25 protein-coding genes are annotated in these 26882 nt (G+C 43.6%); 7 read left to right on the plus strand and 18 right to left on the minus strand.

The annotated features are described in order from the left end of the window. Positions 1-72 precede the first annotated feature (72 nt). Genes J1N09_RS00495 through J1N09_RS00520 form a run of 6 tightly spaced genes read left to right on the plus strand, consistent with a single transcriptional unit; the run spans position 73 to position 6321 of the window. Positions 73-2880, plus strand: a complete 2808-nt coding sequence (locus J1N09_RS00495) for a carboxypeptidase-like regulatory domain-containing protein (RefSeq protein WP_265197420.1) — start codon at positions 73-75, stop codon at positions 2878-2880. Between the two features lie 15 nt (positions 2881-2895). Further along, on the plus strand, positions 2896-4320 hold the full coding sequence (locus J1N09_RS00500; RefSeq protein ID WP_265197421.1) for a DUF5689 domain-containing protein: 1425 nt from the start codon (positions 2896-2898) through the stop codon (positions 4318-4320). Positions 4321-4346: 26 nt separating this feature from the next. Further along, a complete protein-coding gene (locus tag J1N09_RS00505; protein ID WP_265197422.1) occupies positions 4347-4835 on the plus strand; it encodes a hypothetical protein in 489 nt (162 codons plus the stop codon). Then, positions 4828-5211, plus strand: coding sequence for a cupin domain-containing protein (locus J1N09_RS00510; protein ID WP_265197423.1), 384 nt, complete (start codon positions 4828-4830; stop codon positions 5209-5211). The genes J1N09_RS00505 and J1N09_RS00510 overlap by 8 nt, the downstream gene beginning before the upstream one ends. Before the next feature lie 6 nt (positions 5212-5217). Further along, the gene (locus J1N09_RS00515; protein WP_265197424.1) at positions 5218-5613 is read left to right on the plus strand and encodes a nuclear transport factor 2 family protein; all 396 of its coding nucleotides are present in this window, start codon (positions 5218-5220) and stop codon (positions 5611-5613) included. A 6-nt stretch (positions 5614-5619) separates the two neighbouring features. Then, the gene (locus J1N09_RS00520; RefSeq protein WP_265197425.1) at positions 5620-6321 is read left to right on the plus strand and encodes an aspartyl/asparaginyl beta-hydroxylase domain-containing protein; all 702 of its coding nucleotides are present in this window, start codon (positions 5620-5622) and stop codon (positions 6319-6321) included. 57 nt (positions 6322-6378) lie between these two features. On the opposite strand, the gene J1N09_RS00525 is transcribed toward J1N09_RS00520, so the two are convergent. From J1N09_RS00525 to J1N09_RS00545, 5 genes are all read right to left on the minus strand, one after another. Next, positions 6379-8274: an OmpA family protein gene (locus J1N09_RS00525; protein ID WP_265197426.1), complete on the minus strand. Its 1896-nt coding sequence runs from the start codon at positions 8272-8274 to the stop codon at positions 6379-6381. A 24-nt stretch (positions 8275-8298) separates the two neighbouring features. Then, positions 8299-9213 carry a type IX secretion system membrane protein PorP/SprF gene (locus tag J1N09_RS00530; RefSeq protein WP_265197427.1) on the minus strand — a complete coding sequence of 305 codons (915 nt, stop codon included), beginning with the start codon at positions 9211-9213 and terminating at the stop codon, positions 8299-8301. A 24-nt stretch (positions 9214-9237) separates the two neighbouring features. Next, complete coding sequence (locus J1N09_RS00535) at positions 9238-11349, minus strand: gliding motility-associated C-terminal domain-containing protein (protein ID WP_265197428.1); 2112 nt, start codon at positions 11347-11349, stop codon at positions 9238-9240. Between the two features lie 23 nt (positions 11350-11372). Then, positions 11373-13400, minus strand: a complete 2028-nt coding sequence (locus J1N09_RS00540) for a gliding motility-associated C-terminal domain-containing protein (protein ID WP_265197429.1) — start codon at positions 13398-13400, stop codon at positions 11373-11375. Positions 13401-13520: 120 nt separating this feature from the next. Next, entirely contained in the window at positions 13521-14480 is a 960-nt protein-coding gene (locus J1N09_RS00545; RefSeq protein ID WP_265197430.1) for an endonuclease, read from the minus strand. Positions 14481-14558: 78 nt separating this feature from the next. Here J1N09_RS00545 and hflX point away from each other — a divergent pair, with 78 nt between their 5' ends. Continuing rightward, positions 14559-15764, plus strand: a complete 1206-nt coding sequence (gene hflX / locus J1N09_RS00550) for a GTPase HflX (protein WP_265197431.1) — start codon at positions 14559-14561, stop codon at positions 15762-15764. Between the two features lie 52 nt (positions 15765-15816). On the opposite strand, the gene J1N09_RS00555 is transcribed toward hflX, so the two are convergent. The 13 genes from J1N09_RS00555 to J1N09_RS00615 form a co-directional block, all read right to left on the minus strand. Next, positions 15817-16734, minus strand: coding sequence for a DUF3078 domain-containing protein (locus J1N09_RS00555; protein ID WP_265197432.1), 918 nt, complete (start codon positions 16732-16734; stop codon positions 15817-15819). 116 nt (positions 16735-16850) lie between these two features. Continuing rightward, the gene (locus tag J1N09_RS00560) at positions 16851-17357 is read right to left on the minus strand and encodes a DUF2480 family protein (protein ID WP_265197433.1); all 507 of its coding nucleotides are present in this window, start codon (positions 17355-17357) and stop codon (positions 16851-16853) included. 7 nt (positions 17358-17364) lie between these two features. Beyond that, on the minus strand, positions 17365-18798 hold the full coding sequence (locus tag J1N09_RS00565) for a hydroxymethylglutaryl-CoA synthase family protein (RefSeq protein ID WP_265197434.1): 1434 nt from the start codon (positions 18796-18798) through the stop codon (positions 17365-17367). 13 nt (positions 18799-18811) lie between these two features. Next, positions 18812-19138: a DUF59 domain-containing protein gene (locus tag J1N09_RS00570; protein ID WP_265197435.1), complete on the minus strand. Its 327-nt coding sequence runs from the start codon at positions 19136-19138 to the stop codon at positions 18812-18814. Positions 19139-19141: 3 nt separating this feature from the next. Further along, a complete protein-coding gene (locus J1N09_RS00575) occupies positions 19142-19567 on the minus strand; it encodes a SufE family protein (protein WP_265197436.1) in 426 nt (141 codons plus the stop codon). Between the two features lie 6 nt (positions 19568-19573). After that, a complete protein-coding gene (locus J1N09_RS00580) occupies positions 19574-19978 on the minus strand; it encodes an META domain-containing protein (RefSeq protein WP_265197437.1) in 405 nt (134 codons plus the stop codon). Between the two features lie 88 nt (positions 19979-20066). Continuing rightward, positions 20067-21296, minus strand: coding sequence for a cysteine desulfurase (locus J1N09_RS00585; RefSeq protein ID WP_321160782.1), 1230 nt, complete (start codon positions 21294-21296; stop codon positions 20067-20069). 10 nt (positions 21297-21306) lie between these two features. Continuing rightward, positions 21307-22620, minus strand: coding sequence for a Fe-S cluster assembly protein SufD (sufD, locus tag J1N09_RS00590; protein ID WP_265197438.1), 1314 nt, complete (start codon positions 22618-22620; stop codon positions 21307-21309). 21 nt (positions 22621-22641) lie between these two features. Next, a complete protein-coding gene (gene sufC / locus J1N09_RS00595) occupies positions 22642-23394 on the minus strand; it encodes a Fe-S cluster assembly ATPase SufC (RefSeq protein WP_265197439.1) in 753 nt (250 codons plus the stop codon). A gap of 3 nt (positions 23395-23397) precedes the next feature. After that, positions 23398-23841 carry a hypothetical protein gene (locus J1N09_RS00600; RefSeq protein ID WP_265197440.1) on the minus strand — a complete coding sequence of 148 codons (444 nt, stop codon included), beginning with the start codon at positions 23839-23841 and terminating at the stop codon, positions 23398-23400. A 12-nt stretch (positions 23842-23853) separates the two neighbouring features. Further along, positions 23854-25302, minus strand: a complete 1449-nt coding sequence (sufB, locus tag J1N09_RS00605; protein ID WP_265197441.1) for a Fe-S cluster assembly protein SufB — start codon at positions 25300-25302, stop codon at positions 23854-23856. A gap of 16 nt (positions 25303-25318) precedes the next feature. Next, positions 25319-25648, minus strand: coding sequence for a HesB/IscA family protein (locus J1N09_RS00610; RefSeq protein WP_265197442.1), 330 nt, complete (start codon positions 25646-25648; stop codon positions 25319-25321). A gap of 154 nt (positions 25649-25802) precedes the next feature. Further along, entirely contained in the window at positions 25803-26879 is a 1077-nt protein-coding gene (locus J1N09_RS00615) for a cytochrome-c peroxidase (protein WP_265197443.1), read from the minus strand. Positions 26880-26882: the final 3 nt, after the last annotated feature.

The raw sequence follows: 26882 nt of genomic DNA on the forward strand, positions 1-26882 counted from the left end.
TGGACTCCAGGTCACACAGATTATTTTAAAGTTCATGATTGAAATTTGGTTGTGTCCGGTCCATCAGCTCATATGCGATTGATCTTTATCTTTTTATTTATTGCCTGTATTTTCTTCAGAAATAGTCACGCACAGCTCTCTGTGATATCCGGAAGAGTAACTAACATTCATTCTAATAAGGCTATAAACGGTGCCAAGGTTAGTGTGCCAGTTTTGGAATTAGAATCATATACCGACGAGTTAGGGGTCTTCAGCATTGAATATTCCGAAGTAAATCCCGGAGAACATACGCTGGTGATTCAAGCGGAAGGGTACCTGACGAAGAATTTCAGGATCTTATTGGAAAAAGGTAAGGACCTGAATATTGATCCTATTTTAATGGAGCCTGATTTCTCAATATCCAGATCTGAAATTTCGGTGATTGGATTGAGCGACTATGAACTTGACGAGGTGGGAGAGGTCACAGCCAACTATTCTGGCTTACTGGAAGCATCCAGGGATGTGTTCCTGAATGCCGTCGCGTATGACTTCAGCGCTACTTTCTTTAAACCCAGGGGGCTGGACAATCGAAATGTCCAACTACTTATCAATGGAATCTCCACTAATAAATTCTATGACGGTCGGCCACAATGGGGAAGTTTAGGCGGAGTAAATGACTTGCAAAGAATTCGTGAATTCGCCCGGAATTCAAAAAGCATCGACTTCGGATTCGGAGGGATGGCGGGAACAAACAATATTGTAATGCGCGCATCTTCTTATTCGAAAGGAGGCAAGGGATCTTATGCCAGAGCCAATAGATCATACCAAAACAGGATCATGTGTTCATACCGAAGTGGCATCACCCCTTCGGGTTGGTCGTATGCCATACTGGCATCACGTCGCTCAGGAGAGCGTGGTTTCATCGAAGGTACCCCATACGAAGCAAATTCCCTTTTCCTTGCAGTTGAAAAGAGTCTTGGAAGTAACCACAGTATTAATCTTTCGGCATTCTATACCCCTGTTGAAAGAGGAAGAGGGACCGCACTAACTGAAGAAGTGGAGCGACTAAAAGGTTCTACCTATAATCCAAACTGGGGATTTCAGGAGGGAAGATTGAGAAATAGCAGGTTAAGACGGATCGAGCAACCTCTTGTTCAATTAAATCATTTCTGGGATTTGTCCGATTCATTCAGAATAAATACAAACCTCGCCTATCAATTCGGCGAAATAGGGAATACCCGTCTCGATAATGGTGGAATTCGAAATCCCGCCCCCAATTATTACCAAAGGTTACCGAGCTATTTTCTCAGAAACCCATTTCCCAATAACTACGATTTTCGGTTGGCACTCGAAGCGGAAAGTGATTTTATAAATGACGGTCAATTGGACTGGGAGTCATTCTATAACACCAATGCAAATTCGTCCGATGGAATATCCAGGATCATTCTCCAGGAAGATGTTCGAGCTGAAAACCTTTTTGTTTTCAACAGCATCGCAACAGCAAAAATCAACGAACATTTATCCGTAAACGCCAAGTTGGAATTTCGCAGTTTGAGCAGTGATAATTTCGCAATAGCAAAAGACCTCCTGGGAGGCAGTGGTTTTCGGGATGTAGATTATTTTGGATCGGATCCAGATCAGATTCAAAGTGACTTGGACAACCCAGACCGGATTGTGGCTGAAGGTGAAAGATATAAGTACAATTACCGTTTGAATGCTTCCAGGTTGGATGGATTTCTCCAGGCCCAACTGCGTACGAAACGATTATTCCTTTACGCAGCCATTCGCGGGGACCAAACCAACTACCAAAGACAGGGTTTATATAGAAACGGGTATTTTCCTGGAGAAAATCGCTCGCTAGGGTCGAGTGACCGACTCTCGTTCACCTCCTTTTCGGGAAAATTAGGTGGGACCTATAGTATTAATGGCCGACATTTTACAGAGATAAATATGGCCTACTCAACACGACCGCCTTTGCTTCGTAACGCCTTTGCCAACCCCAGACAAAACAATGATTTAGTAATTGGGTTGGTTAATGAGGGTATTCAGCAGGCAGATGTAAGCTATTTGTACCGTTCTACTATTCTGGATACTCGAATCACGGGATACTACACAAGTGTTTCTAATCAAACGGATATTGGCTTCTTTTTCACTCAAAACGCTCTTGGAAGTGAAGATAGCAACGCATTTGTTCAGGAAATAGTAACTGGTATCGGTCTACGGAATGTTGGAATTGAAGTAGGTGCCGAGGCTCAAATTCTCACCTCCCTTAAGATCAAAGCGGCAGCTTCAGTAGGTCAGAGTATCTACAATACAAATCCCGAACTATACCTTTCGGGTGATGATTTCGATACAGATACAGCAGATGGTTTTGTGGAAGGTAATGATCTTTCAACCCTGGGTAAACGTGAAGTATTTATTGAAAATTATCGTGTAGCGGGAGGCCCGCAGGAGGCATACCAAATTGGGTTAGAGTACAGGGATCCTTCCTATTGGTGGGTGGGAGGCACACTCAATTATTTCACCAACACCTTTGTTGATATAAGCTACTTGAGGCGTACTTCCGATTTTTACACAGACAAGGACGGACTCCCTTTCAACGACTATGATGAGAACATAGCCAGATCACTCTTGAAACAAGAACGATTGAACGACTATTTTTTAGTGAACCTTGTGGGGGGAAAGACCTGGCGTATCAGAAAGTACACAATTGGATTGTTTGTCTCAGTAAACAATCTACTGGGGACAATTTATCGTTCCGGAGGCTTCGAAGACTCCAGACGAGTAAGCTATAGACAGCGTTTAGAGGAGGAAAATCGACCATATGGGCCTTTGTTTGGGAATCGATATTTCTATGGAAACGGCACTACTTATTTTATGAATATCTACTTCAGATTCTAAATAAATGATGATAAAATGAAGAAAAAACCAGTATTAAAGATTGCGATATTGACATTTGCTTCGCTATGTCTGATCACTTGTGAAATTGATGAATTTGATATCCCGTTACCGAAACAGCAGCCGTTCGAGATCACCGGAACTGAGGTTAGTTTTCGTGCACTCAGAGCTGCCTTGGATCAGCAAATAACAAATACAGGAAACCCATTGCTAACCGTGGAGGAAGATCTTTATCTCAGTGGTTATGTGATTTCCAGTGATGAACAAGGAAATTTCTTTGAGGAACTTATAATTCAGGATAAACATACAGATCCTGAAAGTGGTATTAGGGTTAAGATAGATGTGAATCCCTTGTTCTCAACATTTGAAAAGGGCAGGAAAGTACATGTGAAACTCCAGCAATTAACAGTTGGATTAGATAATGGTCAACTGACCATAGGTTATCGTGAAGGCAACAGGATTGGGCCACTATCAGAATCAAGAATGTTCGATTTTCTAAAGCGGGATACTATTGTAGCAGAGGTTGAACCCATGAATATTCTCATTTCTGAATTGAACGATACATTAGTCAATACGTATGTAAGGTTGAGTGATATGCAGTTTCATAGAAACGAAGTTTTAGGAAGCCATCCACTTACTTTTTCCGCAGAACCCGGAGACCAATTTGACGGGGAACGAATACTTGAAAGCTGTATTGAAAACAGCACGATCATCCTGAGTACTTCGGTTTTCGCCGATTTCAGCGCGGTGGAATTACCCGCCGGCATGGGCAGTATAGAAGGGATATTTACCTATAATTTCTTTGGTGATGAATACAACCTGGTAATCAACCATACGAGTAACATCGATATGGCAGGCACGGATCGTTGCGATCCTATGCAGGTGGATTGTGGTGTTGTTTCTGAAGCTGGCAGTGAAATTTTGTTTACTGAAAACTTTGAGGACCAGATCGAAGGTGAGCCTATACTTGGGAATGGTTGGACAAATTATGCTGAGGCCGGAACAGAGGTCTGGGAAGCCTATTTTGACGATGGCAGCAATGCTTCCTTGGGAATTTCGGCAAGGATGGGAGCTTATATGAGTGGTGATGACAACAATATTGGCTGGCTAATTACTCCGGAAATTGATTTTGACCAACAAGAAGGAGAGGAATTGCATTTTAAAACATCCAATAGTTTTGCCGATAACAGCACTCTGGAAATATTCTTTTCTTCAAATTGGGATGGTGAACCCGAGTCAATCATAAGTGCAGATTGGCAGATTCTGTCGAATGCGATCATAGTTCAGGACGACGACTTCTTTGGAGACTGGATCTTCTCAGGATATATAGATCTAAGCTGTATTGAAGGCGCAGGACATATCGCCTGGAAATATGTTGGATCCGGCGATCCGGATTCGGATGGAACCTATGAACTAGACGATATTGAAATCACCTCCAATTAAGCCCGATTTCTGTATCTTTATTCGATATGGATAAAGAGACTATCGAGAAGAGACAGGAGCGCTATTTACAGGTTGAAAAACTCATTGATGAGGTCGTCGAAATGTACTATAAGGATGGCTGTGCCTGCCAGCACCCACGATTTATCCAGATAGCGGGTATAGACTGTGTAGATTATAACACGGCCTTTGTTAGCTGGGAAACCGAATTGATGATAGGCAGGGTTGGCAACCAGTTTTCAGTAAAGAAACTAGAGCCAACAGAAAGTGAGTATCTCGAAGAATGGTGTTGTGATCACTGTGGGTCTGTTTTTCAGCTGTCCTGGTCCGAGTTCAGCCCGATCGTGGACAGAAGGGTACTCAAACCTATTAAGATGAACATTGAACCCATAGGCAAGGAAGCTCAGTTGCCTATACCTCTTCACGCAGGCCTTTACGGACACGGTTATCCGTCGAGATCCGAAATATCTGGTGTAGATCTAGACAGCTTGAGTAAATACCTCCTTGAAAATGACTAATAACTATATGCGATTTGTATTGCTGATAATCCTAGGTATTTTCTTAATAAGCAGTTGCGATACCAAAACTACCTTGCCGGATCCCCTGCAAGCGGGATGGGAAGGCCAAAAAGTATGTGAAGTACTTGAGGATACCGACCATATGAGAGTGCTTAAATGTACGTTCCCACCAGGGGTAGGCCATGAAAAGCATTATCACGACAGACATTTCGGATATACCTTGGCGGGAAGTAAATTTACAATCACTGATACAACGGGAACACGTGAAGTGGATATTCCCACCGGATATGGTTTTTCCAATGAAAAAGTGGAATGGCACCAGGTACGTAACACAGGGGATAGTACCGCCGTATTTTTAATTTTTGAACCGAAATAGCTAGTAATGAAAAGAAAAAAGGTCAAGCACTTAGTTAGGAACAAGGAAAACGCCATTGCCTTCTATAAGATGGCGTATGAAGGGAACCCTGCTAAGGCCGTGGAATTGTACGTGGGTGATGTGTACATCCAGCACAATCCGCTGGTAGGAGATGGGACACAACCTTTTATCGACTATTTCAACAGGATGCATAACGAGTACCCAAATAAATCCATAGAGTTTGTTAGGGCTATTGCCGAACATAATTTGGTGGCCTTGCATACCCACCAGGTCTGGCCAGGGAACGAGGAATATGTGACCATGGATTTCTTCCGATTTGATAATAATGGTAAGATCGTGGAACACTGGGATGCCATGCAACTCATCCCTGAAGAGTCGGCTCATGGGAACACGATGTACTAGAAAGTTATGATCACCCTCCTAGAACTTCCCTTTCAATTCGATCCTGTTCGTCTCACCAGGGATTTAATCGCTGCCTCTTCCGGACAATGGAAGGCTCATTTCAATACCACGGGATATGTGGGGGACTGGTCCGTGATAGCTCTTTATGCCCCGGGAGGTGATGCGTCCAACATAAACGCATTCCATACGGAAGATGGTCAAATTCTGCCGACCCCTTTACTCAAAGACTGTCCTTACTTTAAGGAAGTGATCTCGAGATTTGAATGCCCGATTCTAACAGCCAGGTTAATGAAACTGGATGCTGGAGCTGTAATAAAACCGCACAAGGATCACGCATCGGGTTATGAAGATGGAATGTTTCGGGTACATATTCCAATTCACACTAATTCTGATGTTGAATTCATACTGGATAGTGAGCGTATTGTGATGAAAGAAGGGGAATGCTGGTATACCAATGTGAATTTTGAACACAGTGTAGCGAACAGGGGAGAAGCAGCGAGAGTTCACCTCGTGATCGATGGTAAACGGAATGACTGGAGTGACAAGCTGTTCTTTTCATTAGCTCCTGAAGAAGATTTTATTCCTAAGAAAAAAGAATACAGCAAAGAAGAATTACAGCAAATGATAGAATGTATGGAGAATTTGGAGGGCTCAGGTTATGAAGTGCATATTCAGAAACTTCGAAAGCAACTGAAAGATATATCCTAAGCAAAAACCCTTCCGATTTGGAAGGGTTTTTTGTGGCTAATAGTTAGTTGAAAACGACTAGCGTTCTACAATTATAAACTCGGAACGACGATTCTTATCGTGCTGTTCCTGAGTACAGTTGGATCCGCAATCGAATTTCGGATCTGTTTCTCCTTTACCCTCACCGCTTATTCTTGAAGCTTCAACACCTTGTGAGATGACATACTGAACAGTAGACTGAGCTCTTCGCTCACTCAACTCCAGGTTGAATTCATCCCCACCTCGATTGTCTGTATGACTCTCTACTTTGATTGTCATGTTCGGGTATTTCTTCATAATGGCAACTAATTTGTCGAGCTCGAAAGCTGCCTGTGGTTTGATATTGGCTTTGTTGAGGTCGAAGTAGATAGGTTTGAGTACCACACGGTCGTCTACGATGATCTCTTCTATAGGACGGAGTCTAACCACAACATCCACTTCGGTGTCATTAGCCGATTCCACTACAACAGCATTACTTTCATAGTCTTCCATAACTGCCTGTATAACGTGACCTTTGTCACATTCTGCAGAGAACAAGCTCTTACCATCTACAGATGTTGTACGAGAATTCAGACTGTTCTCGAATTCATCGTAAAGATCAAGGCGCGCTCCTGATATCGGGCCATCCGTGTATTCATTAAGTACCGTAACATTTATTTTGATCTCACAGACTACTTCCAATTCTTTAATGGCGTAAATATCGTCGCTACCCTTACCACCTTCACGATTGGAAGAAACGTATCCTGTCATCGTAGCAGGATCGAAAACAAAGGCAAAATCGTCATCACTACTGTTGACACCTTTCCCCATATTGGTCACATTTCCAAATCCGGATCCGGAGGCTTCTGCCATGAATACATCCAGCATACCAATTCCCATGTGTCCGTCACTTGCGAAATACAAGGTGCCATTACTGTCTACGGAAGGGAACCCTTCACGTCCTTCTGTATTGATCCCAGCACCAAGATTTTGTGGTGTACCAAAGGTGCCATCCTGGTTAATCGAAACCTTATAAATGTCGCTAGCTCCTTGTCCACCAGGCATATCACTGGTGAAATACAATGTATTGCCATCTGGGCTAAGTGCGGGGTGTTGCACCGAATATTCGTCGTTATTCCACGGTACAGACTGAACTCCCTTCCATTGCCCATCGATCAATTCAGCATAGTACAGGTTGATCTGGTTTACGCCTTCGGAACTCTTATCGTAGTCACCCTCGAAGAAATCATTTCGGTCGAAATACATACGTTTGCCGTCTGGTGAGATCGCTACGGTTCCCTCGTGGTACTTCGTGTTCACATCGTCTCCGCCAAGTAGATTAGCATTTTTTATAGTTCCTCCAACATCTCTTGCCTTATAGATATCAAGGTAAGGTTCTTCATTCCATCCGTAACTTTTGCGTTTTGTGTTTCGGGCAGAAGTGAAGTAGAAATCTTTACCCATAACGAAAGTACCAAAGTCGGAGTATTCAGAATTGATCTCCTCCATGTTTTTAGCTTCCCAGCGTGGTTGTTCATCCATGATAAGTGGGATGTAGTTGGGATTTTTCATGAATTCCTTCGCTCGAGAATCATTTGGTTTCGCTTCAGCGAATGTCTTCATCCAGGTGTTGTGCAAGGCGAATTTTCCGTTCGCCTTCAGTACTTGTGCATAGTTATACACCACTTCAGGATCAACCTTACGACCTTTAACAACTCGCTTATAATAGGTTTCGGCCTTTTTTGTATCATTGATGAAGTAGTAACTATTCCCCAGTTGCTGGAACACATAGCGGCTTCCTTTACCTTTCTTAAGAAGTTTCTGATAAGCAGCAGCGGCATCGTTGTATTGATAACGCGCATACAGCTGGTCTGCCTTCTTAGTGTCTTTATTTTGAGCGGTAGTAAAAGTTGTGCTTACCGCGATGACTAGTAGTATTGTGAATATTTTTTTCATTGTTACTGATCTTAGAATTTGGGATTAGAAGTATCTCGGTGAGCGTAAAGTTCGTTTGTTGAAGAACAGGTCGAACGTCACTATGACTTCATGTGAAGCATTCGCCACCGCATCAAGGTCAGAAGTAATATAGTCGTATGCATATCCAACTCGAATATTTTCAGTAACCTGGAACCCAACCAGGCCACTAAAAGAATCATCTAATCTGTATGAAGCACCTAACTCGAATTTCTCGAAGAAGAGAGCATTCAGGTTTGCGTCGAATGAAAGCGGCGCATCGAAAGCCGATTTAACCATGGCCGACGGCTTTAGTTTTACGCTCTCCGAAACCTGGAACACATAACCCGCGGTTGCGAAGTAATGGTTTGTTTCCGAGCCGTATTTCAGTCCGTTCTCATCAAGGTGAACAGAGTTCAGAAGGTTTGGTACGGAGAGGCCTACATAAAAATTGTCGCCATAAAGGAAGGCCCCGGCACCCACGTTCGGATAAGTGTTGCTGATATCCTGTGAAAAGAAGGGGTCGTTTGGATCCTGAAGATCCAGATCGACCAGTCCAACATCGTGGAATGTGGCCCCGGCTTTAAGACCTAAGGCTACTTTAGTGTTGCCACCTACTTCCAGAGTATAGGAGAAATCGGCGTACACATTGGTTTCACTCACTGGTCCCAGCTCATCTCTAATGGCCGATAATCCCAATCCTACCTTGTCTCCGAAGGGGGAATGTACCGAGAAAGTAAATGTCTCGGGAGCTCCATCGAACCCAGACCACTGGTTGCGGTACAGTGCTGTGGCGGAAAGTCCTTCCTTGGATCCGGCATAGGCGGGGTTAACCACGTTCATATTGTACATGTATTGCGTATACTGTGGGTCCTGTTGCGCCGTCGTGAATTCGGTGCTCAGTATAGCGACTAAGAGTACTAATAGCGACAGTTTTTTCATTATCGTTAGTTATTATTGGTTGTGTTATCTGTTTAAATATATCCAACCGCTCAGCGGTTCGTCTGTTTCTAATTCAATTACATAAAAGTAGGTTCCCACGGGTAATTCGGAACCGTCATCGGTCTGTCCCATCCATTCATTCACATAGCGCTCCTTCTCGTATACCAATGCTCCTAACCTGTTAAAGATGGAGATCTTTACAATTCCCTTCTGATCGTTCAGGAACTCCAGGTCAAGTGTTTCGTTCATATCATCTCCATTTGGGGAGATACCTTGTGTTACCACACAGTTTTCGTTGGCGTAAAATTCAATTAAAATGGAATCGGTTCCCAGGCAGCCATCATCGTTCACTTCAACTTCGTAGATGCCTGCTTCAGTAACTTCAAGTATTTCTGAAGTCTCACCTTCCAGTACTCCACCATCGCGGAACCAGGTATAGGTAAAGGTGGCTCCTCCGGCATTTATTGGGGTGGCCGTTAATACACGAACGTCCTCCGCGCATTTTATAATATCTTCTCCCAGTTCAACTTCGGGAAGTGTCCTGAAATTAATGGTAACATCGTCGAATTCAGTACAACCCTCTATGGTGACTTCCACACTATAGACTCCATCTTCGGTAACAGTTATGGTAGGTGTAGTCTCTCCCGTACTCCAGAGGAAAGATGCTCCCGTAGGATCGGCACCTTCAATTACAGGTACTATCTCATATTCACTGTCTCCACATGGTTCTACAAAATCGCCAATATCCACAGTAAAGGAAACTAATTCAATGAATACCTGGTCTGTTATCGGACATCCGTTACCCGTAACTTCGGCAGCGTATAAGCCTGTGTCGGATACTTCCAAAGTAGCACCGGTTTCACCGGGAATCTCTGTACCATCCTTGAACCATTTATACGATATGTCGTTAAGTTCGCTTGTATTTACCGGAGTGGCGTCAAGCGTGATCATCTCCATATCACAGATCAATTGGTCTTCCCCAAGTTCGAAATCGGGAACCGGGAAGAATTCTACCAGAATCTCATCGCTTACCACACAATCGGGAGTGGACGAAAAAGTTAATTCAACACGATACAGTCCTGTTTCTGAAATATCAAGGGTTTGCGCTGTAGCTCCCGGGATCTCTATTCCGTCCTTGAACCACTGGAAGTCGGCATCCGGATTCGGCCCGGCATCCAGGGTAATAACATCCCCTGTACACTGAGCTTCAGGATCACCAAGTAGAATGTCGTTTCCAAGATCTACACTTCCAATATTGAAACTTCCGGCTTTCAGGAACACAGCCGAATCGAAGGCTGTATCTCCACGGTCTCCTATCACCATTTTTACGGTATAGGTCTCGTTTGGAACTATTGCTACAGTGGCAGTGGTTAGTGTAACCGTTAGTCCATCGAATTCAATTTCGTTTGTAGGAGGTGCTGAATTTGTTACATACAATTCCGGGAAGTAATTCACACCGGGAACTTCAAATCCACATAAGAAAGTATCCCTGTGAATAGTTGCCGTGCTCACAGGCACATTATTCGATCCTGGTACAGCAGCTACATTAGTTCCACCAAAGGGGGCTCCTGAATCGTCGGGTATACCCGGACCTTTGATGAGGAAGGCGAAGCCGTCCCTAAACTGATCACTACATTCCCATTGGTCTTCGTATTCTTCAGAAGCAAAAATAAATTCGAAAGTTGCTTCGTCCAGACTTGAAACGAAAGTGAATTCAAATACAGTTGCGTTGTTAGTGTCCTCGGAGGTACCGTACTGATTGTCCAGTATTGCCTTCAGATCATTATCACCTGTCCAGGTAAAGTCTCCGTCTGAAGTCCCGGTATCGTCGTTAGGTCCTTCCGCACTTACGGCAAATCCTGAGGATAGAACAATCCCTTCTTCAAGGGGAAAGGTTCCTCCGTTATTCTGGAAGTATCCCCAGCTCTGCTCGGCCGGGTTACCAACACCTGTTGGATTTTCACCCAGGGTGGTGAGTTCTATCTCAACACAAGATGAACCGCTCACAAGCACTTCCTGCACGAGCTCTTCGGCCGAAAACGCGGATTGCGGATCGGCAGGGTCGTTAACGGAAATGGACTGCGCCAGGGAAATGGCACTTCCCAACAAGAATATGCATGATACTATTCGGTTCATAAAAGAATTTCTTCTAAGGTTGCTTAATTTGCATCACGATTCAGGTAGACCCATCCGGTTGCTTGCGCACCATAGACAGGATCTTCCGAAGCAAGATCGATCACATAGAAGTAGGTTCCGGTTGGTAATTCGTTGCCATCATCAGATTGTCCTACCCATTCGTTTATGTAGTTATTCCTCTGATACACGAGACTTCCTAAACGGTTAAATATCTGAAGCTGAAGGATACCGCCGGCTCTGTCCGACAAGAACTCCAGGTCGAGTTCGTCGTTAAAGCCAGGTGATCCATTGGGTGAGATACCTTGCGAGATCACACAATTACCAACATCGTATGTTTCAATATTAATATCGTCTGTTCCGGTACATTCACCTTTGGTGATGATAACGGTATATACCTGGGTTCCCATAACACCTTCTTCAAGCATTAATTCCAGGGTATTGCTGGTTTCACCTTCAAGGGTATCGCCATTTAGCTGCCATTCGAAGGTCACGCCGTCTTCAGAAGTAACGGCTGTTAATGTTTGAGGTTCATTAGGACAAGACTTAAAGTCGTCACCTAAAGAAACTTCAAGGTCGGTACGGGGGGAAATTACTATAGTGTCGTTACTGGAACAGATACCTACTGTTACAAACACGCTGTAGATGCCACCAACAGTAACCGTTAAAGTAGGACTTGTTTCTCCGGCGATCACCACACCATCCAAGCTCCACTCATAAGTGGCTGCCCCAGCAGGGTAATTTGCCGGTGTAGCGTCTAACACTACTGTATTTTCAAAACAGGTTTCAAAATCGTCGCCAAGTTCAATAATCGGATTTTCGTTGAATTCAATCACAGTACTGTCTTCCAAAGTACAGGTATCGAACGTAACTTCACAAGTGTAGGTATCTGATGTGGAAACCGTAATTGTTTGTGTTGTTTCTCCTGTATTCCACAGATAGGTGGCCTGAGTAGGATCAATGCCATCAACTTCGGCAGTAATGTCGAAAGATTCAACATCACAGAAAGCTTGATCCGGGCCTACATCAACGGTGAATGTGGCAACTTTAGTGACTGTTACCGTATCCGTTTCGGTAATTACATCACCATTACAGTTTGTATACACCGCTTGGGCTGTATATTCGGTTACTTCATCATCCGGGCAAACATTAATCATTGGGTCATTGCCAATAACAGTTCCCTGTGAATCCAACCACGAGAAAACTACGTTAGAAGCTCCGTTTGGAGTGAATCTCCAGGCCTCCTGGTTTGCCTGCCAGTTCCCTGTATTTCTTCCCGGAGGAGTAAATCCTACCGTTCCGTCCTGGTTCTGGATACCTATTAGAGCAAGTCCGTCGTTCCAGTTCGAACATTGATCTGAACGCTCCTCGATATACACCTCGACCACGTTCGTAGTCTCGTACATAACTATTTGAGATGTCATAATCAGGTTATTGCAGCTGAAATAAGGAACATCTGGGAAATTGATCACCATAGTCCTACATGGAGCCTCACCAAACACCTCGAAGTTTATCTGTCCCGAACCTGCCACAGCAGGGTTTATATCCATGTATGCACCGAAAATGGTGGTCTTAAACAATTCCACAGGATCAGGGATCATTTCATTTGGTTCGAAACTCCACTGGCAGAAACCGTTTGGCGTGGTATCCGGTTGTGTAAAATCGAACGCCACAACACCGTTAGATCCAATGATCATTTCTGAATAGGTTTCCCCGAAGAAACAGAAATCAAAAGGGATTGGAATTATAGGAGACCATACATCATCGGTGTTAGCCGAAACAGGTGTCCCGCCTGTAAATGGAAACGGAGGAGCATAAGTTATCGAGCTTACTTCATAGCTAGTGGTCTCACCGGTCTGAAGGAAAGATGCCGTAAGATCAACACATTCAACCCCACAGTCCAGGTCTACATCTTCACCTGCATCTACGTTAGGACAACCGGGGCCCTGCCCGTAGGATAGGCCGGAAACTAACAACAGGATTAGAAGGCTGAAAAGAGGCTTTGCAAATTTTTGGTCAATGTATGAAAAGTCGAAGGTGTATTCTTTTTTCATTTGGATATGGTTGGTGGTTATTTCGGTCTAATTTACTTAAAAATATAAAGGTACATTATCCCACCGATTTTTTTAGATGAAATGTGAGAAAATCCCGACCAAATGTATGTTAATAAAATATCAGCCCTGATCAATTGAAAAGATGGCGTAGACGGGGAAATGATCACTAAACCCACCCGAATATCTCTTCCCTAAAAAGGTGCGAAAAGGGTTCCCTTTTCTTCGGCCACTACGATCGGTTAGAAAGGCTGGATTGTAAATATCTGCCTTCTGAAATCGGAAATCATTTCCGTGCTGTTGCATGAAATTAAGTGACAGGATGATCTGGTCGAAGAGATACCAGTCTCCGCGATAGTTCACACTGCCTTCATAGCGAGTAAGCAGCATTTCCATGGGATTGTAGAATTCCGAAGTAACCAGAGCTTTTATACTTTTACTTTTTGGGTCATCGTTGAAATCCCCCATCACTATTATTCGGGCCATTGGATCGACTGCGCGAATCTGCTCTGCTACCTCACTTGCCTTTTTCGAAGCTGCCATCCTTCTGAATGCAGTCGCCTCTACACCTTTTCGACGCGAAGGCCAGTGGTTTACAAGCACATAAACCTCATGGCCATCTATCGTTGCATGTACTTCTAGTATGTCGCGGGTGTAATCTCGAATTCCTTCTTCGTTCACTACATGCACTGTGTGGGCTGAAATATTCCTTATTTCAACATGGTCTTTCCGGTACAACAAAGCGGTGTCGATTCCTCTTTCATCCGGGCTGTCGACATGAGCGATCCCATAATGTTTGTGACGCAGGTATTTGGAGTCGACCAGCTCTTCAAGAACATATCGATTCTCAACTTCTGCAAGGCCAATAAGTGCAGGCGGATGGCCCACTTCTTCGGAACCTATCTGGGAGATCACACTCCCCATTTGCTTAAGTTTCCTTCGGAATCGTTTTTTGTTCCAGTTCCTGTCCGAATGTTCCGTGAAATCATCATCGATGGTATTGGGGTCGTCCCTGGTGTCGAAAAGATTCTCGAGGTTGTAGAAAGCAAAGCTGTAGTAATTGTGATTTTCCTTCTTTATCATCTATTCCGAAGTATATGAGTAGCAAAATACAAAATTCCCTCGCAAAGCTTTCGTATCTTTGACCCCCTTGATCAGAATATGTTAGAGAAAGAAGACATAGCATACGAGAAAACCATACTAATTGGTCTCATAACCCGTCAGCAGGACGCAGACAAATCCACCGAATACCTGGATGAGCTTGAATTCCTAGCCTACACGGCGGGGGGAGAGGTCATGAAGCGTTTTGTACAAAAGATGGATATGCCCAATCCCAAGACCTTTATTGGTTCCGGGAAAATGGAAGAGGTACTGGATTTTGTGAAAGAACACGATATCGGTACCGCAATTTTTGATGACGAACTTTCTCCAGCACAGCAGAAGAATATCGAGCGTATTCTGAAATGTAAGATCATCGATAGAACCAATTTGATCCTCGATATTTTCGCCCAAAGAGCGAAGACGAGTTATGCGAGGACCCAGGTTGAGCTGGCCCAGTATGAATATTTGCTACCCCGTCTTGCCGGGATGTGGACTCACCTTGAACGACAACGTGGAGGTATCGGGATGCGTGGACCCGGTGAAACGGAGATCGAAACCGACCGTCGTATCGTTCGTGACAGGATCTCTTTACTGAAGAAAAAACTGGCAAAGATCGACCGACAGATGGAAGTGCAACGAGGGAATCGAGGTTCCCTGGTTCGGGTTGCCTTAGTAGGGTATACCAATGTTGGGAAATCTACCCTGATGAACGTGATAAGCAAGAGTGATGTCTTTGCTGAAAACAAACTCTTCGCAACCTTGGACACCACTGTGCGAAAGGTTGTGATAGGGAATTTACCGTTTCTATTAAGTGATACCGTAGGTTTTATCCGAAAGCTTCCAACGCAACTTGTAGAGTCGTTTAAAAGTACATTGGACGAGGTACGGGAGGCGGATATGCTGTTGCATGTGGTTGATATCTCACATGCTTCTTTCGAGGATCATATAGCCTCGGTAAACCAGATCCTGGATGAGATCGACAGCTCAGATAAACCTACATTGATGGTCTTCAACAAGATCGATGCCTATCAGCCTGAAGTGATCGATGACGATGATCTGGTTACCGAAAGAACTAAAGCGCACTATACGCTGGATGACTGGAAGAATACCTGGATGGCGCAGGAGAATAGCGACGCCATATTTATTTCAGCATTGAACAAAGAGAACCTGGACGAATTCAGAAAAGTGGTCTACCAGAAGGTTCGGGATATTCATGTGACTCGCTTTCCGTATAACAATTTCTTGTATCCGGAGGTGTTGGAATAAAAAAAGGCTGCCTAAAAAGACAGCCTACTTTTTTACTAGTTTCTTCTGAAGTTTATAGTCCGTAAGTAATCCCGATACCAATTGCTTCACGTATCTGGAATCCTTGAACTGCGTTATCATCGTAAATGGCCTGGAAAGTGGCGTTTGCCGTGATCCATTTGTTTACTGCCATAACTAAATTCAGAGTGTAGTCGATATCAACATTCTGAGGATCCTCGAGGTAATTACTGTAAAGGTTCAGGACGTTTTCAACGGTTACGTTTTTCATAACGTCAAACTTAGCATATGCTCCCAGTGCGGCACCAAACTCGAAACGCATAGTATCGTTGGCGTCCACACCGAAGTAACCACCTGCATCGTTAAAGGCCATGATGAGTAAAGGGTCGTTACCCACATCGGTGAATTCGTTACTAACAAAAATGAAACGCGGTGTTGCCGGAGCGATATTAACTTTCAGATTATCACTCTCTTTCCAAAGGAAACCTGGACCTACCTGCAGATAACCTGGAGACATAAGCTTGGTGGTTTCAGTGCGAATCTCCATACCGTTAGCGTCCTCACCGTATTCATAACCGGATGTAAATTGAGTTCTGAAATTACCAAAGAAGGAATAGAACCACTTACTTTCCTTGATCTGGCGACCAAGGATGGAGTTGATCTCCAGTCGGTCGTTCGTCTTTCTTGTGAATTCCTGGTCACGGGTCTTCGTGATACCATAGTCGGCCATAAAACGGTTATCCCAGTTCAATTTACCTTTACGGTAGTTGGCATCGTACGTTAGTGCCAGGTTTGCGGCGTAGTTAGAGGTACCTCCACCGGTCCATTCTTCGTTGAAGGCTGCCTGGCTGAATAGTAGCGAAATATTTCCGGCTTTTGACCAGCCATCCTTTGGCTCTTCGGTTGCTTCCTCCTGCGCGAACAGGATGAAAGGTGTCAGCATTAAGAATGCAAATAGGGCTAATTTTTTCATCTGTTTTAATATTGTTTATGCGGGCAAAAATAAGATTTCTTCCTTTGCAGGGAAATGAACAATGCTAATTTGGACTCGTTTTCGATAAAACGACGGCTGAAATCGCTGTAAGGGGGTTATTTTTTCTTGTAAAGCGGTACTGAGGAGCAGGCTTCACCATACATTAAACTTTTTGCAACGGCTTGCAATCGTTGCGATATGAGAAGGTAGGCATTTGTTGGGATGGGTTTATGTGAGCATCCCTTAACGATAACAGGTTTATCCCGATATTCTTCAATGTCCAGATCATTGATGATCTCGGCAAGTACCACAGTTTCCAGATCCGGCAGTTTACCAAATACTACTTTCCGGGCAAATTTGGCAGCTTCAACGGAGATCAGCATATATGCCCATGCAGGGACGATGGCATCCGTTGAACAGTTTATCGCTACATAAGCATCCTTGTAAATGCTCCAGTCATGATCTTTTACCGAAGCCCTGAATTCTTTTTCCCGAAGGACAATGCCTTCGTACAGCCATGGAGCAATATCAAGTTCATGCCTGGGGCCTTCAGGATAGTACTCCTCAAGGTCGATAGTAACAAGCTTACTATTGGCTACTCTATTTATTATTTCATCGGCCATAATGCGATTAGGAATATTTTCTCAGTCCTTTGGTATTTTGGTCTTCGGTCTCAATTTCCTTTAAAGTTATTACTGAATGCGCCTCCACAGATTCTTGCTGAATCCCACGGTGAATCTTTTCGTACAACTCTACGTCAATTACCGATCGCTCTTCTAACTGTTCAAATAATTTTACTCTTGAAACGGACTTCTTCCATCCATTTTCGATTCTGCCTTCAAAGACTTTAGATTTGGAACCACTTCCGTAAGCGATGAACCCAACTTTCTTTCCCGAAAGTTCTTCTTCCTCAATAAAACAACTGCGAACTAAACTCAGGAAGGCCATAAAAATTGAGGCCGTGTACATATTACCGATCAACGAAGATGCGCGCTCACCTTTCTCGATCTTGTCCTTCACGAACTGGCGGTACATTTCCGATTTACTCGCCGCGCGTTCCCAGGTTTTCCTGTCGTCACCAACAGGTCCTGTCTCGGCTAACAATACGTCCATTTGATCATTTTCTTCTAACCATGTAAGCCAATTTGAAAAAATAATCCTTCTACCGTGATAGGCATACGGCAGGTGAAATACCAGGTATTCCCAGTCTTTAAGGAAATTCGTGGGTGTTTGTTGGTTAAAATGTTCTAAGGCTTCGGTGATTCGATCGCTGTAGCATTGGTTGGAATACTGACCTTCGAATACGGGCTCTTCTTTAAAGACTTCAACAAGGGCGTTACCGTCGTTCCAGAATTCGGAAGGTGCCTGGGTGACAATGGTATCGATTTGTTCTTCGGAAAGCTCTACCCCGGATTCTTTCAATAATGAAACCGCAAGGTCTGTTTTGTTAAAGTAGCGACGTGGTTTGAAAAAATCGCCCACGCTACTGGTGCCAACACCCCAGGTATCACTAAAAGATAGTATTGAGGGGTTTTCAGAGATCAAAACCGCAACAGCGCCTGCTCCCTGGGTATATTCCCCTGTGGAATTGAGTTCGTATTTCGAAAGATCTGAAGCGATCACGATGGCTTTCCGGTCATTCCCGGCCTTTACCCAATCGATACAATTGTGCATGGCATCTACGGCCCCTACGCATGCGAAGGTAAGGTCTACCACATCGCAATTTCTAAACGCCCGTTCTCCCCACTTTCCTGTGAGTTTTTCTTCCACAACACCCAATGCGTAAGTTGCGGTGGGTTTAGAGCCATCTACTGCGCTTTCAGTTCCCAGGTAGACTCTTCCAATATCCCTGGGATCAATAGTATTGTCTTCAATAAGTCGCAAAAGTGCATTAGCAGCAAAACTAGCGGCATCTTCATTGATGTCTGGGATGGCCATTTTTTCCAGGCCCAGTCCGCGTCTTAGTTTTTCATAAGGAATATCCCGGCGAGCCGCCAGTTCTTCCATCGGAACAAATAAAGAAGGGACATAAAATGAGAGGGCGTCAATTCCTACTTTCGACATAGCAATTATTACATTATAGCATACCTAATTCCAACTTGGCTTCTTCACTCATAAGATCCTGGCTCCAGGGAGGATCGAAAGTGATCTCTACCTCGGCGTCCTTTACGATTTTTATGGACTTAACCTTATCCTCCACTTCAACCGGAAGGGTTTCCGCAACCGGGCAGTTAGGTGTGGTAAGCGTCATTAGGATCTTTACTTCCAGGTCTTCATTAACGAATACATCGTAGATTAAACCAAGTTCATAAATATCTACCGGGATCTCCGGATCGTAAATGGTTTTGAGAACCTTTACGATCTTTTCACCTAGTTCGGTAGTATTGATTTCAGTAGTACTCATTGTTTATTTCTTAAGTTGCGCCTGAAACGCCACGGCATATAACTTCATTTGTTTTATCATAGAAACAAGTCCGTTGGCCCGGGTAGGAGATAGATGCTCTTTCAAACCAATCTCGTCTATGAAACCCAAATCTGCCTCTGTAATTTCTTCGGGGCTATTTCCGGAGAAAACCCTGATCAAAACCGCAACGATTCCCTTGGTGATAATCGCATCGCTATCGGCAGTGTAAATCACTTTGTCGTCTTCTAAAGTCGCATCAAGCCATACCTTACTTTGACAACCTTTGATAATGCGCTCATCTGTTTTAAGTGAGGGATCGATCATAGGAAGCGATTTCCCCAGTTCGATAAGATGTTCGTATTTCTCCATCCAATCATCGAAGAGGGCAAATTCCTCAATTAATTCTTCCTGTGATTCTTTTATTGACATGATTCTTTATTCGTTGGTCTCTTTTTGAGCTTTCAGTAATACCGACTGATCGTCTTTCGATAATAAGGTTAGTACATTATTCTGTAACGAAAATGAACCCGTTTCACGTAGTGCCTGGAGGAAGTTATTTTCGATATCCATGATCGGTTGCTCGCAGGCCATTTCCGTAGAACCTATATCGGAAAAGGTTAAAACATTTAGGTCTAAAGCGTATGTTCCAAAGAAAGAATTACAACCCGTATTCCCTTTGATCGATTTGTCATAGGCCATGAACGAAATGGTAGGCGCATTCTCTGCTACCTCCTTGTCGCCAATTACGCTAATAGCATAACTCCCTGCCAGTTGAACATTTCCTGCAACCTCAATTACTTTTTTAGTTTCATCACAACTTGTAAAAAAGATTGTGGCCATGAATAAAACAATTAGTGCTCTCATTATATGGTTTTTGTTGTTTTGTTCGAAGATACTACAAATCTTATTCCTTCTTCATTTTTGCTTGTTAACTAAGCATCACTTGTGCCTTTTTTATGCCTTCAACGAGCAGATCGATCTCTTCCATGGTATTGTAAAAAGCGAACGATGCTCTCACTGTTCCCGGAATCTTGTAGAAATCCATAATTGGTTGGGCACAGTGATGCCCGGTTCGCACCGCAATTCCCAGTTTATCCAGAATGGTGCCAACATCGTAAGGATGAATTCCTTCCAGGTTGAACGAGATCACTGAAGTCTTGTCCGAACCGGTTCCGTAGATCTTCAACCCGTCTATTTTCAGTAATTCTGTGGTTGCATACTCGAGCAGCTCTGCTTCGTATTCCGCAATATTGTCCAATCCAATGTTATCCAGATAATCTATGGCCGCACCAAAGGCGATCCCCCCAACGATATTCGGAGTACCGGCCTCGAACTTATGCGGCAGATCCGCATAGGTGGTCTTCTCAAAAGTTACCTCGGCAATCATCTCCCCACCGCCCTGGTAAGGAGGTAGTTTTTCCAACCACTCTTCTTTACCGTAAAGCATCCCTACACCTGTGGGTCCACAAAGCTTGTGAGCACTGGTAACATAGAAGTCCACGTCTAGAGCCTGTAGGTCTGGCTTCAAATGCGAACAGGCCTGGGCTCCGTCTACTAATACGGCGGCTCCCGAATTATGGGCTTTGTCGATGATTTCTTCAATAGGATTTATAGTTCCCAGAGCATTTGAAATATGATTTACAAAAACCAGTTTTGTCTTTTCTGAAAGTTTCTCATCAAATGCTTTCATGTCCAGCGTACCATCTTCCTTCATTGGGATCACCTTCAGGATAGCTCCAGTTCGTTCGCAAAGCATTTGCCAGGGGACGATATTGGAATGGTGTTCCATGGCCGAAACCATTACTTCATCACTTCCATTCAGAAAAGACGAAAAACCATTTGCGACCAGATTTATACTTTGGGTTGCTCCTGAAGTGAATATTATCTCATGACTTTTTTCAATGTTGAAATGCTTCTGAATTTTCTTCCTGGCACTTTCGTAAGCATCGGTCGCTTCCTGGGAAAGTGTGTGAACTCCCCGGTGAATGTTTGCATTGTAGCGACTGTAGTAATCTACGATACAATCGATTACCTGTTTTGGTTTCTGGGAAGTGGCGGCATTATCAAGATACACTAAAGGCTTTCCATTCACCTGGCGCTTTAGAATAGGAAAATCTTCTCTTATTTGAGTTACATTCAGTGCCATCTTGATTTTCATTAAACTGAGCTTAGAGATCGAAGCCCATATTAACCCCAATCTTCTCTGCGATCAATTTGTTGATACGCTTCTTGAGTTCGGGGATCTTTACGCTCTGCAGAACATTGTTTGCGAAGGCATACATCAATAAAGCACGTGCTTCTTTCTTCGCGATTCCTCGAGTTCTGAGATAGAACAATGCATCTTCATTCAATTGCCCGATAGTACAACCGTGAGAACATTTCACGTCGTCGGCGAATATTTCCAATTGCGGTTTCGCATTGATAGTAGCCTTGTCGTCGATCAGGATATTGTTGTTTTGCTGAAATGCATCGGTTTTTTGAGCCTCTTTATTCACGATAACCTTACCGTTGAACACCCCTGTAGACGCATCTCCGAAGATTCCTTTGTAATCCTGGTGGCTTTCGCAATTTGGTTCAATATGATGAACAAGTGTATTGTGATCAACATGTTGCTTACCCTCCAGGATGGTGATTCCTTTTAAAGTTGAGTCAATACGCTCACCTTTCTGATAGAAATTTAAGTTGTTTCGTGTCACATTCCCACCGAAAGAGAATGTATGAACACGGCAATTGCTCTGACCTTCCTGTGAGATGTAAGTGTTATCGATCAATGAGGCGGTAATTCGGTCGTTCTGAATCTTATAGTAATCTACAAACGCGCGCTTTTCCGCAAAGATCTCAGTAACCGAATTTGTGAACACGGGATTATCCGAAAGACTTTGATGCCTTTCGATTATCTGAACATGTGCATTCTCTCCAACGACAATCAGGTTACGTGGTTGCAACATAAGGGCAGCTTCGTTACCAGTAGAGAAATTGATCACTTCAATGGGTTTTTCAACCTCCCTGTGTTTTGGAATATAAATATAGGCTCCCTCCTTGGCAAATGCGGTATTCAGGGAAGTTAGACTGTCTTCCGGAGCTATTTTGTTGAAATATGCTTCGATAACAGGCTTGTATTTCGGTTTGCTCATGGCTGCCGACAGCAGGCATACATCCATTTTCTCATGGGTGGTTTCCGAAAGGAAAGAACTGTATACACCATCTACAAAAACGATCTTGTAGGTGTCAATATCGTGAAGGAAGTATCGCTTCACATCTTTGAACTCCAGGTCGTGGTCGCGTCTGGGTGACAGGCTGTAATCTGCCTTAAGCAGTGAGTTTAACGAAGTATATTTCCAATCTTCCTGCTTTTTGGTAGGGAAACCTTCCGACTCGAATATCTTTATCGCTTTGTTTTTCAGATCGTGAACAGGAGAGTCTGCTTCCAGGTAATCATCGAAAGCGATATATGAGGACAATAATTTATTCTTGAGATTCATAGCACTATAAAGTTTTAGTGACTAAGCTTTCACTTCTTCTTTGATCCAGTCGTATCCTTTTTCTTCAAGTTCGTAAGCCAGTTCTTTTGGCCCCGACTTCACTATCTTTCCATCCATAAGGACATGCACATAATCTGGAACTATGTAGTCCAGTAGTCGCTGGTAGTGGGTGATAACGATCACTGCATTTTCATCATTCCGTAACTTGTTTACACCATTAGCCACAATTTTAAGGGCATCGATGTCCAACCCGGAGTCTGTTTCGTCCAGGATAGCCAATTTTGGTTCCATCATTGCTAATTGAAAGATCTCGTTACGTTTCTTCTCTCCTCCGGAAAAACCTTCGTTCAGAGAACGAGATAGAAACTTTCGGTCGATATCCAGCATTTCTGCCTTTTCCTTGATCTTTTTCAGCATCTCAGAAGCCGGCATATCTTCAAGCCCCTGAGCCTTTCGGGATTCGTTGATCGCTGTTTTAATGAAATTAGTTACCGTTACTCCGGGGATCTCCACCGGGTACTGGAAGGACATGAAAACACCTTTATGTGCTCTCTCTTCAGGATCCAGTTCGGAAATGTCTTCTCCATTGAGGAGAATATCTCCTTCAGAGATCTCAAATTCTTCTTTTCCAGCCACTACCGAGGCCAATGTACTTTTTCCAGACCCATTAGGTCCCATGATGGCATGTACCTCTCCTGGTTTCACATGAAGATCAATTCCATTAAGGATTTCCTTTTCTTCAACTCCGGCGTGTAAATTTCTTATTTGTAACATTTTCTAGTTCTTAGCTTCAATTTTAACATCTGGTTGCGAAGGCTGTGCGCTTACGCTTAATATTTTCTTTATGGTAATTACTTTCTCCCATCCTTCTTTTCCTTCGGCCAGGGCAGGGTTGTCAGACACAACGCCTGTGACCACAACCTTTACCATGTCGTATTCATCCTTTTTTACCGGTTCTACCTGCGCCTTTAGGTCTTCTGCAACCGCATCCATCACAATGCCGTAAGTAAAATCCAGGCCATTCATAACCGCGCCTTCTTCAGTAAAGATCACTTCACCGCGATAAACCGGCATCCGCACATCAACAACGTTTTGATCAGACTCGGTGTCCGTAGACAGGCTATCCTGAATCTTAGTTTGATCTTCGGTTTTCTTTGTTTCTGAATTGTTGCAGGCAGCAACGATTAGGGTTAACAGAAATAGGTATGCGATTTTTTTCATTTTCAATAAAATTTATCCTACCGAGCCTTCAAGGCTGATTTCTAATAATTTTTGTGCTTCCACGGCGAATTCCATGGGAAGCTTGTTCAATACTTCTTTACTGAATCCATTTACGATTAAGGCAATTGCTTTTTCGGTTTCTATCCCTCGTTGGTTACAATAGAAAATTTGATCTTCTCCAATCTTACTGGTCGTGGCTTCGTGTTCGATCTGTGCCGATGGATTACTTACTTCAATGTAAGGGAAGGTATGTGCCCCGCATTCGTTCCCCATTAGTAAGGAATCACATTGTGAGAAGTTCCTGGCATTCTTAGCTCTCGGGCTGATCTTGACCAATCCACGATAACTGTTTTGAGATTTCCCCGCGGAAATTCCTTTGGAAATAATTGTACTTCGGGTATTCTTACCCAAATGGATCATCTTAGTTCCTGTGTCCGCCTGCTGATAGTTATTTGTTACAGCAATCGAATAGAATTCACCAATGGAGTTGTCACCTTTTAAAACACAACTTGGGTATTTCCAGGTCACAGCACTTCCGGTCTCAACTTGTGTCCATGAGATCTTTGCATTCTTTTCACAAAGTCCTCTCTTGGTAACGAAATTGAACACTCCACCCTTACCTTCTTTGTCGCCAGGGAACCAGTTCTGAACGGTTGAATATTTTATTTCAGCATCGTCGAGTGCTATCAGTTCGACCACTGCTGCATGCAGTTGGTTCTCATCACGGGAAGGAGCAGTACACCCTTCCAGGTAGCTTACATAACTCCCTTCATCAGCAATCACAAGCGTTCTTTCAAATTGCCCGGTTCCTGCCTGGTTGATCCGGAAGTAGGTAGAGAGCTCCATCGGGCATCTCACCCCTTTCGGGATATAGCAAAACGAGCCATCGCTAAACACCGCACTGTTGAGTGCCGCATAGAAATTATCTTTTTGAGGCACCACTGTACCCAGGTATTTTTTAACCAGTTCCGGGTGCTCTTTTATCGCTTCTGAAATAGAGCAGAAAATAATCCCTTTCTCCGCAAGTGTTTTTTTGAAAGTAGTTGCAACAGAAACAGAATCCATCACGATATCTACCGCCACACCAGCAAGTCGTTTCTGTTCCTCAAGAGAGATTCCTAAACGGCTGAATGTATCCAGTAACTCGGGATCCACCTCATCCAGGCTGTCGTACTTAGGCTTTGTGGTCGGAGCCGAATAATATGATATTGCCTGGAAATCGGGTTTTTTGTACTTCACATTTGCCCACTCAGGTTCTTCCATATCCAGCCAATGGCGGAAGGATTCCAGTCGCCATTCAGTCATCCACTCAGGTTCTTCCTTCTTTTTGGAAATGGCTCGAACGATATCCTCGTTCAAACCTGCCGGGAAGGTATCCGAAGCAATATCAGTGTAGAAACCATACTCGTATTCTTTGGTTTCTAATTCTTTTTTAAGATCGTCTTCTGTAAATTTTCCCATTTCTTTTCAGCAAATTTTATAGTGAGAAACTTTCTCCGCAACCACAAGTTCGGTTGGCATTAGGATTATTGAATACAAACCCCTTACCGTTCAGTCCTCCGCTGTATTCGAGAGTAGTGCCCACCAGGTAAAGAAAACTCTTCTTATCTACTACGATTTTCACCGGGCTATCTTCAAACATTTTATCTTCATCCTTAAGTGCATTGTCGAATGTTAAATCATATGACAATCCGGAGCATCCACCGCTTTTCACACCCACACGCACATAATCTTGTTCCACGGCGAATCCTTCTTCAGACATCAACTGTGAAATTTTCGACTTAGCCTGCTCACTAACTTTGATCATTTCTAAATAGATTAATTCTAAATTAGGATGCAAATATAAGCTAAAAGGGAGTTTTTACCATAGTCTAAGAACAAATTAGACCTATGATTGTATAGATTTAAGTAATAATTAACAGCCCTGAATTTTGCTTTAGTGGCTGCCCGACAATTCAGGATTAATTCGGATTCTGAAAATCCGGATTATCTATAAAGTTTTCATCGGTTAATGTAAGTAGGAAAGCCTTGAGGTCCGCCTTGTCTTCAGGACTAAGTTGAACGCCGCCTTCGTCCACCGACTTCATTAGGGGATCGATGGTTTCGGAATAAACGAGTCCTTCGCTGTAGTGATCGATCACCTCATCAATAGTTTCAAATCTGCCATCGTGCATATAAGGTGCGGTGTAGATCAGGTTTCTCAGGCTTGGTGTCTTAAACAAGCCAAATTCCCTTGGATCACCAGTTACACCTCCACGTCCGAGATCGGTGAAAGTTTCATCCAAGCCGTTGTTATGGAATATATTGTCAGTCCATAAGGGATTGTTGGGATTACCGTGGCAATGAAAGCAATCACCTCTGTTCTCATCCAGGAAGACATTCAGTCCATTTAATTCTGAAGGGGTAAGTTCTTCATTACCATTCATGTAACGGTCGAATTTTGAGTTTCCAGAGATCAAAGTACGGAGAAACTGGGCTATAGCTTTAGTAACCAGCACCGAATCTATCGATTGTGTGCCAAAGGCTTCTTCGAACAATGTGGGATATTCACCATCCGACTGCAAGGTTTGCGCCACATTAGACCAGGTATTGTGCATTTCAATTGGGTCCACAACTGGTGCAAGTGCCTGTTCTTCTATCGAAGCGGACCTTCCGTCCCAAAAGAATAATTCGTTGTAATTCCACGCCATATTGAACAAAGGCATAGAATTTCTTGTTCCTGCAATACCATCAATGCCAACACTAAACTGTCTGGGATCGGTAAAGGCACTGGCCGGGCTGTGACACCCGGCGCATGCCAATGTATTATCTGCTGATAATTTCTTATCGAAAAATAGTTTCCTGCCGAGTGCAACCCCTTCCACAGATTGTGGGTTGTCCTCCGGGATAACGGGAGGAAGGATCTTTTGGGCGAACAATGGAGGGATCTCAAGTTCCAGCGGTGTCGCCGTATATTCACTATTCACATTGTCGTCTTCATCATTACAAGAAGCAATGGTCAACGCGAATATTAACAAAAAAACTATTCTAACTTTCATGAT

Source organism: Aureitalea sp. L0-47 (assembly GCF_026126405.1).
Taxonomy (GTDB): Bacteria; Bacteroidota; Bacteroidia; order Flavobacteriales; family Flavobacteriaceae; genus Pukyongia.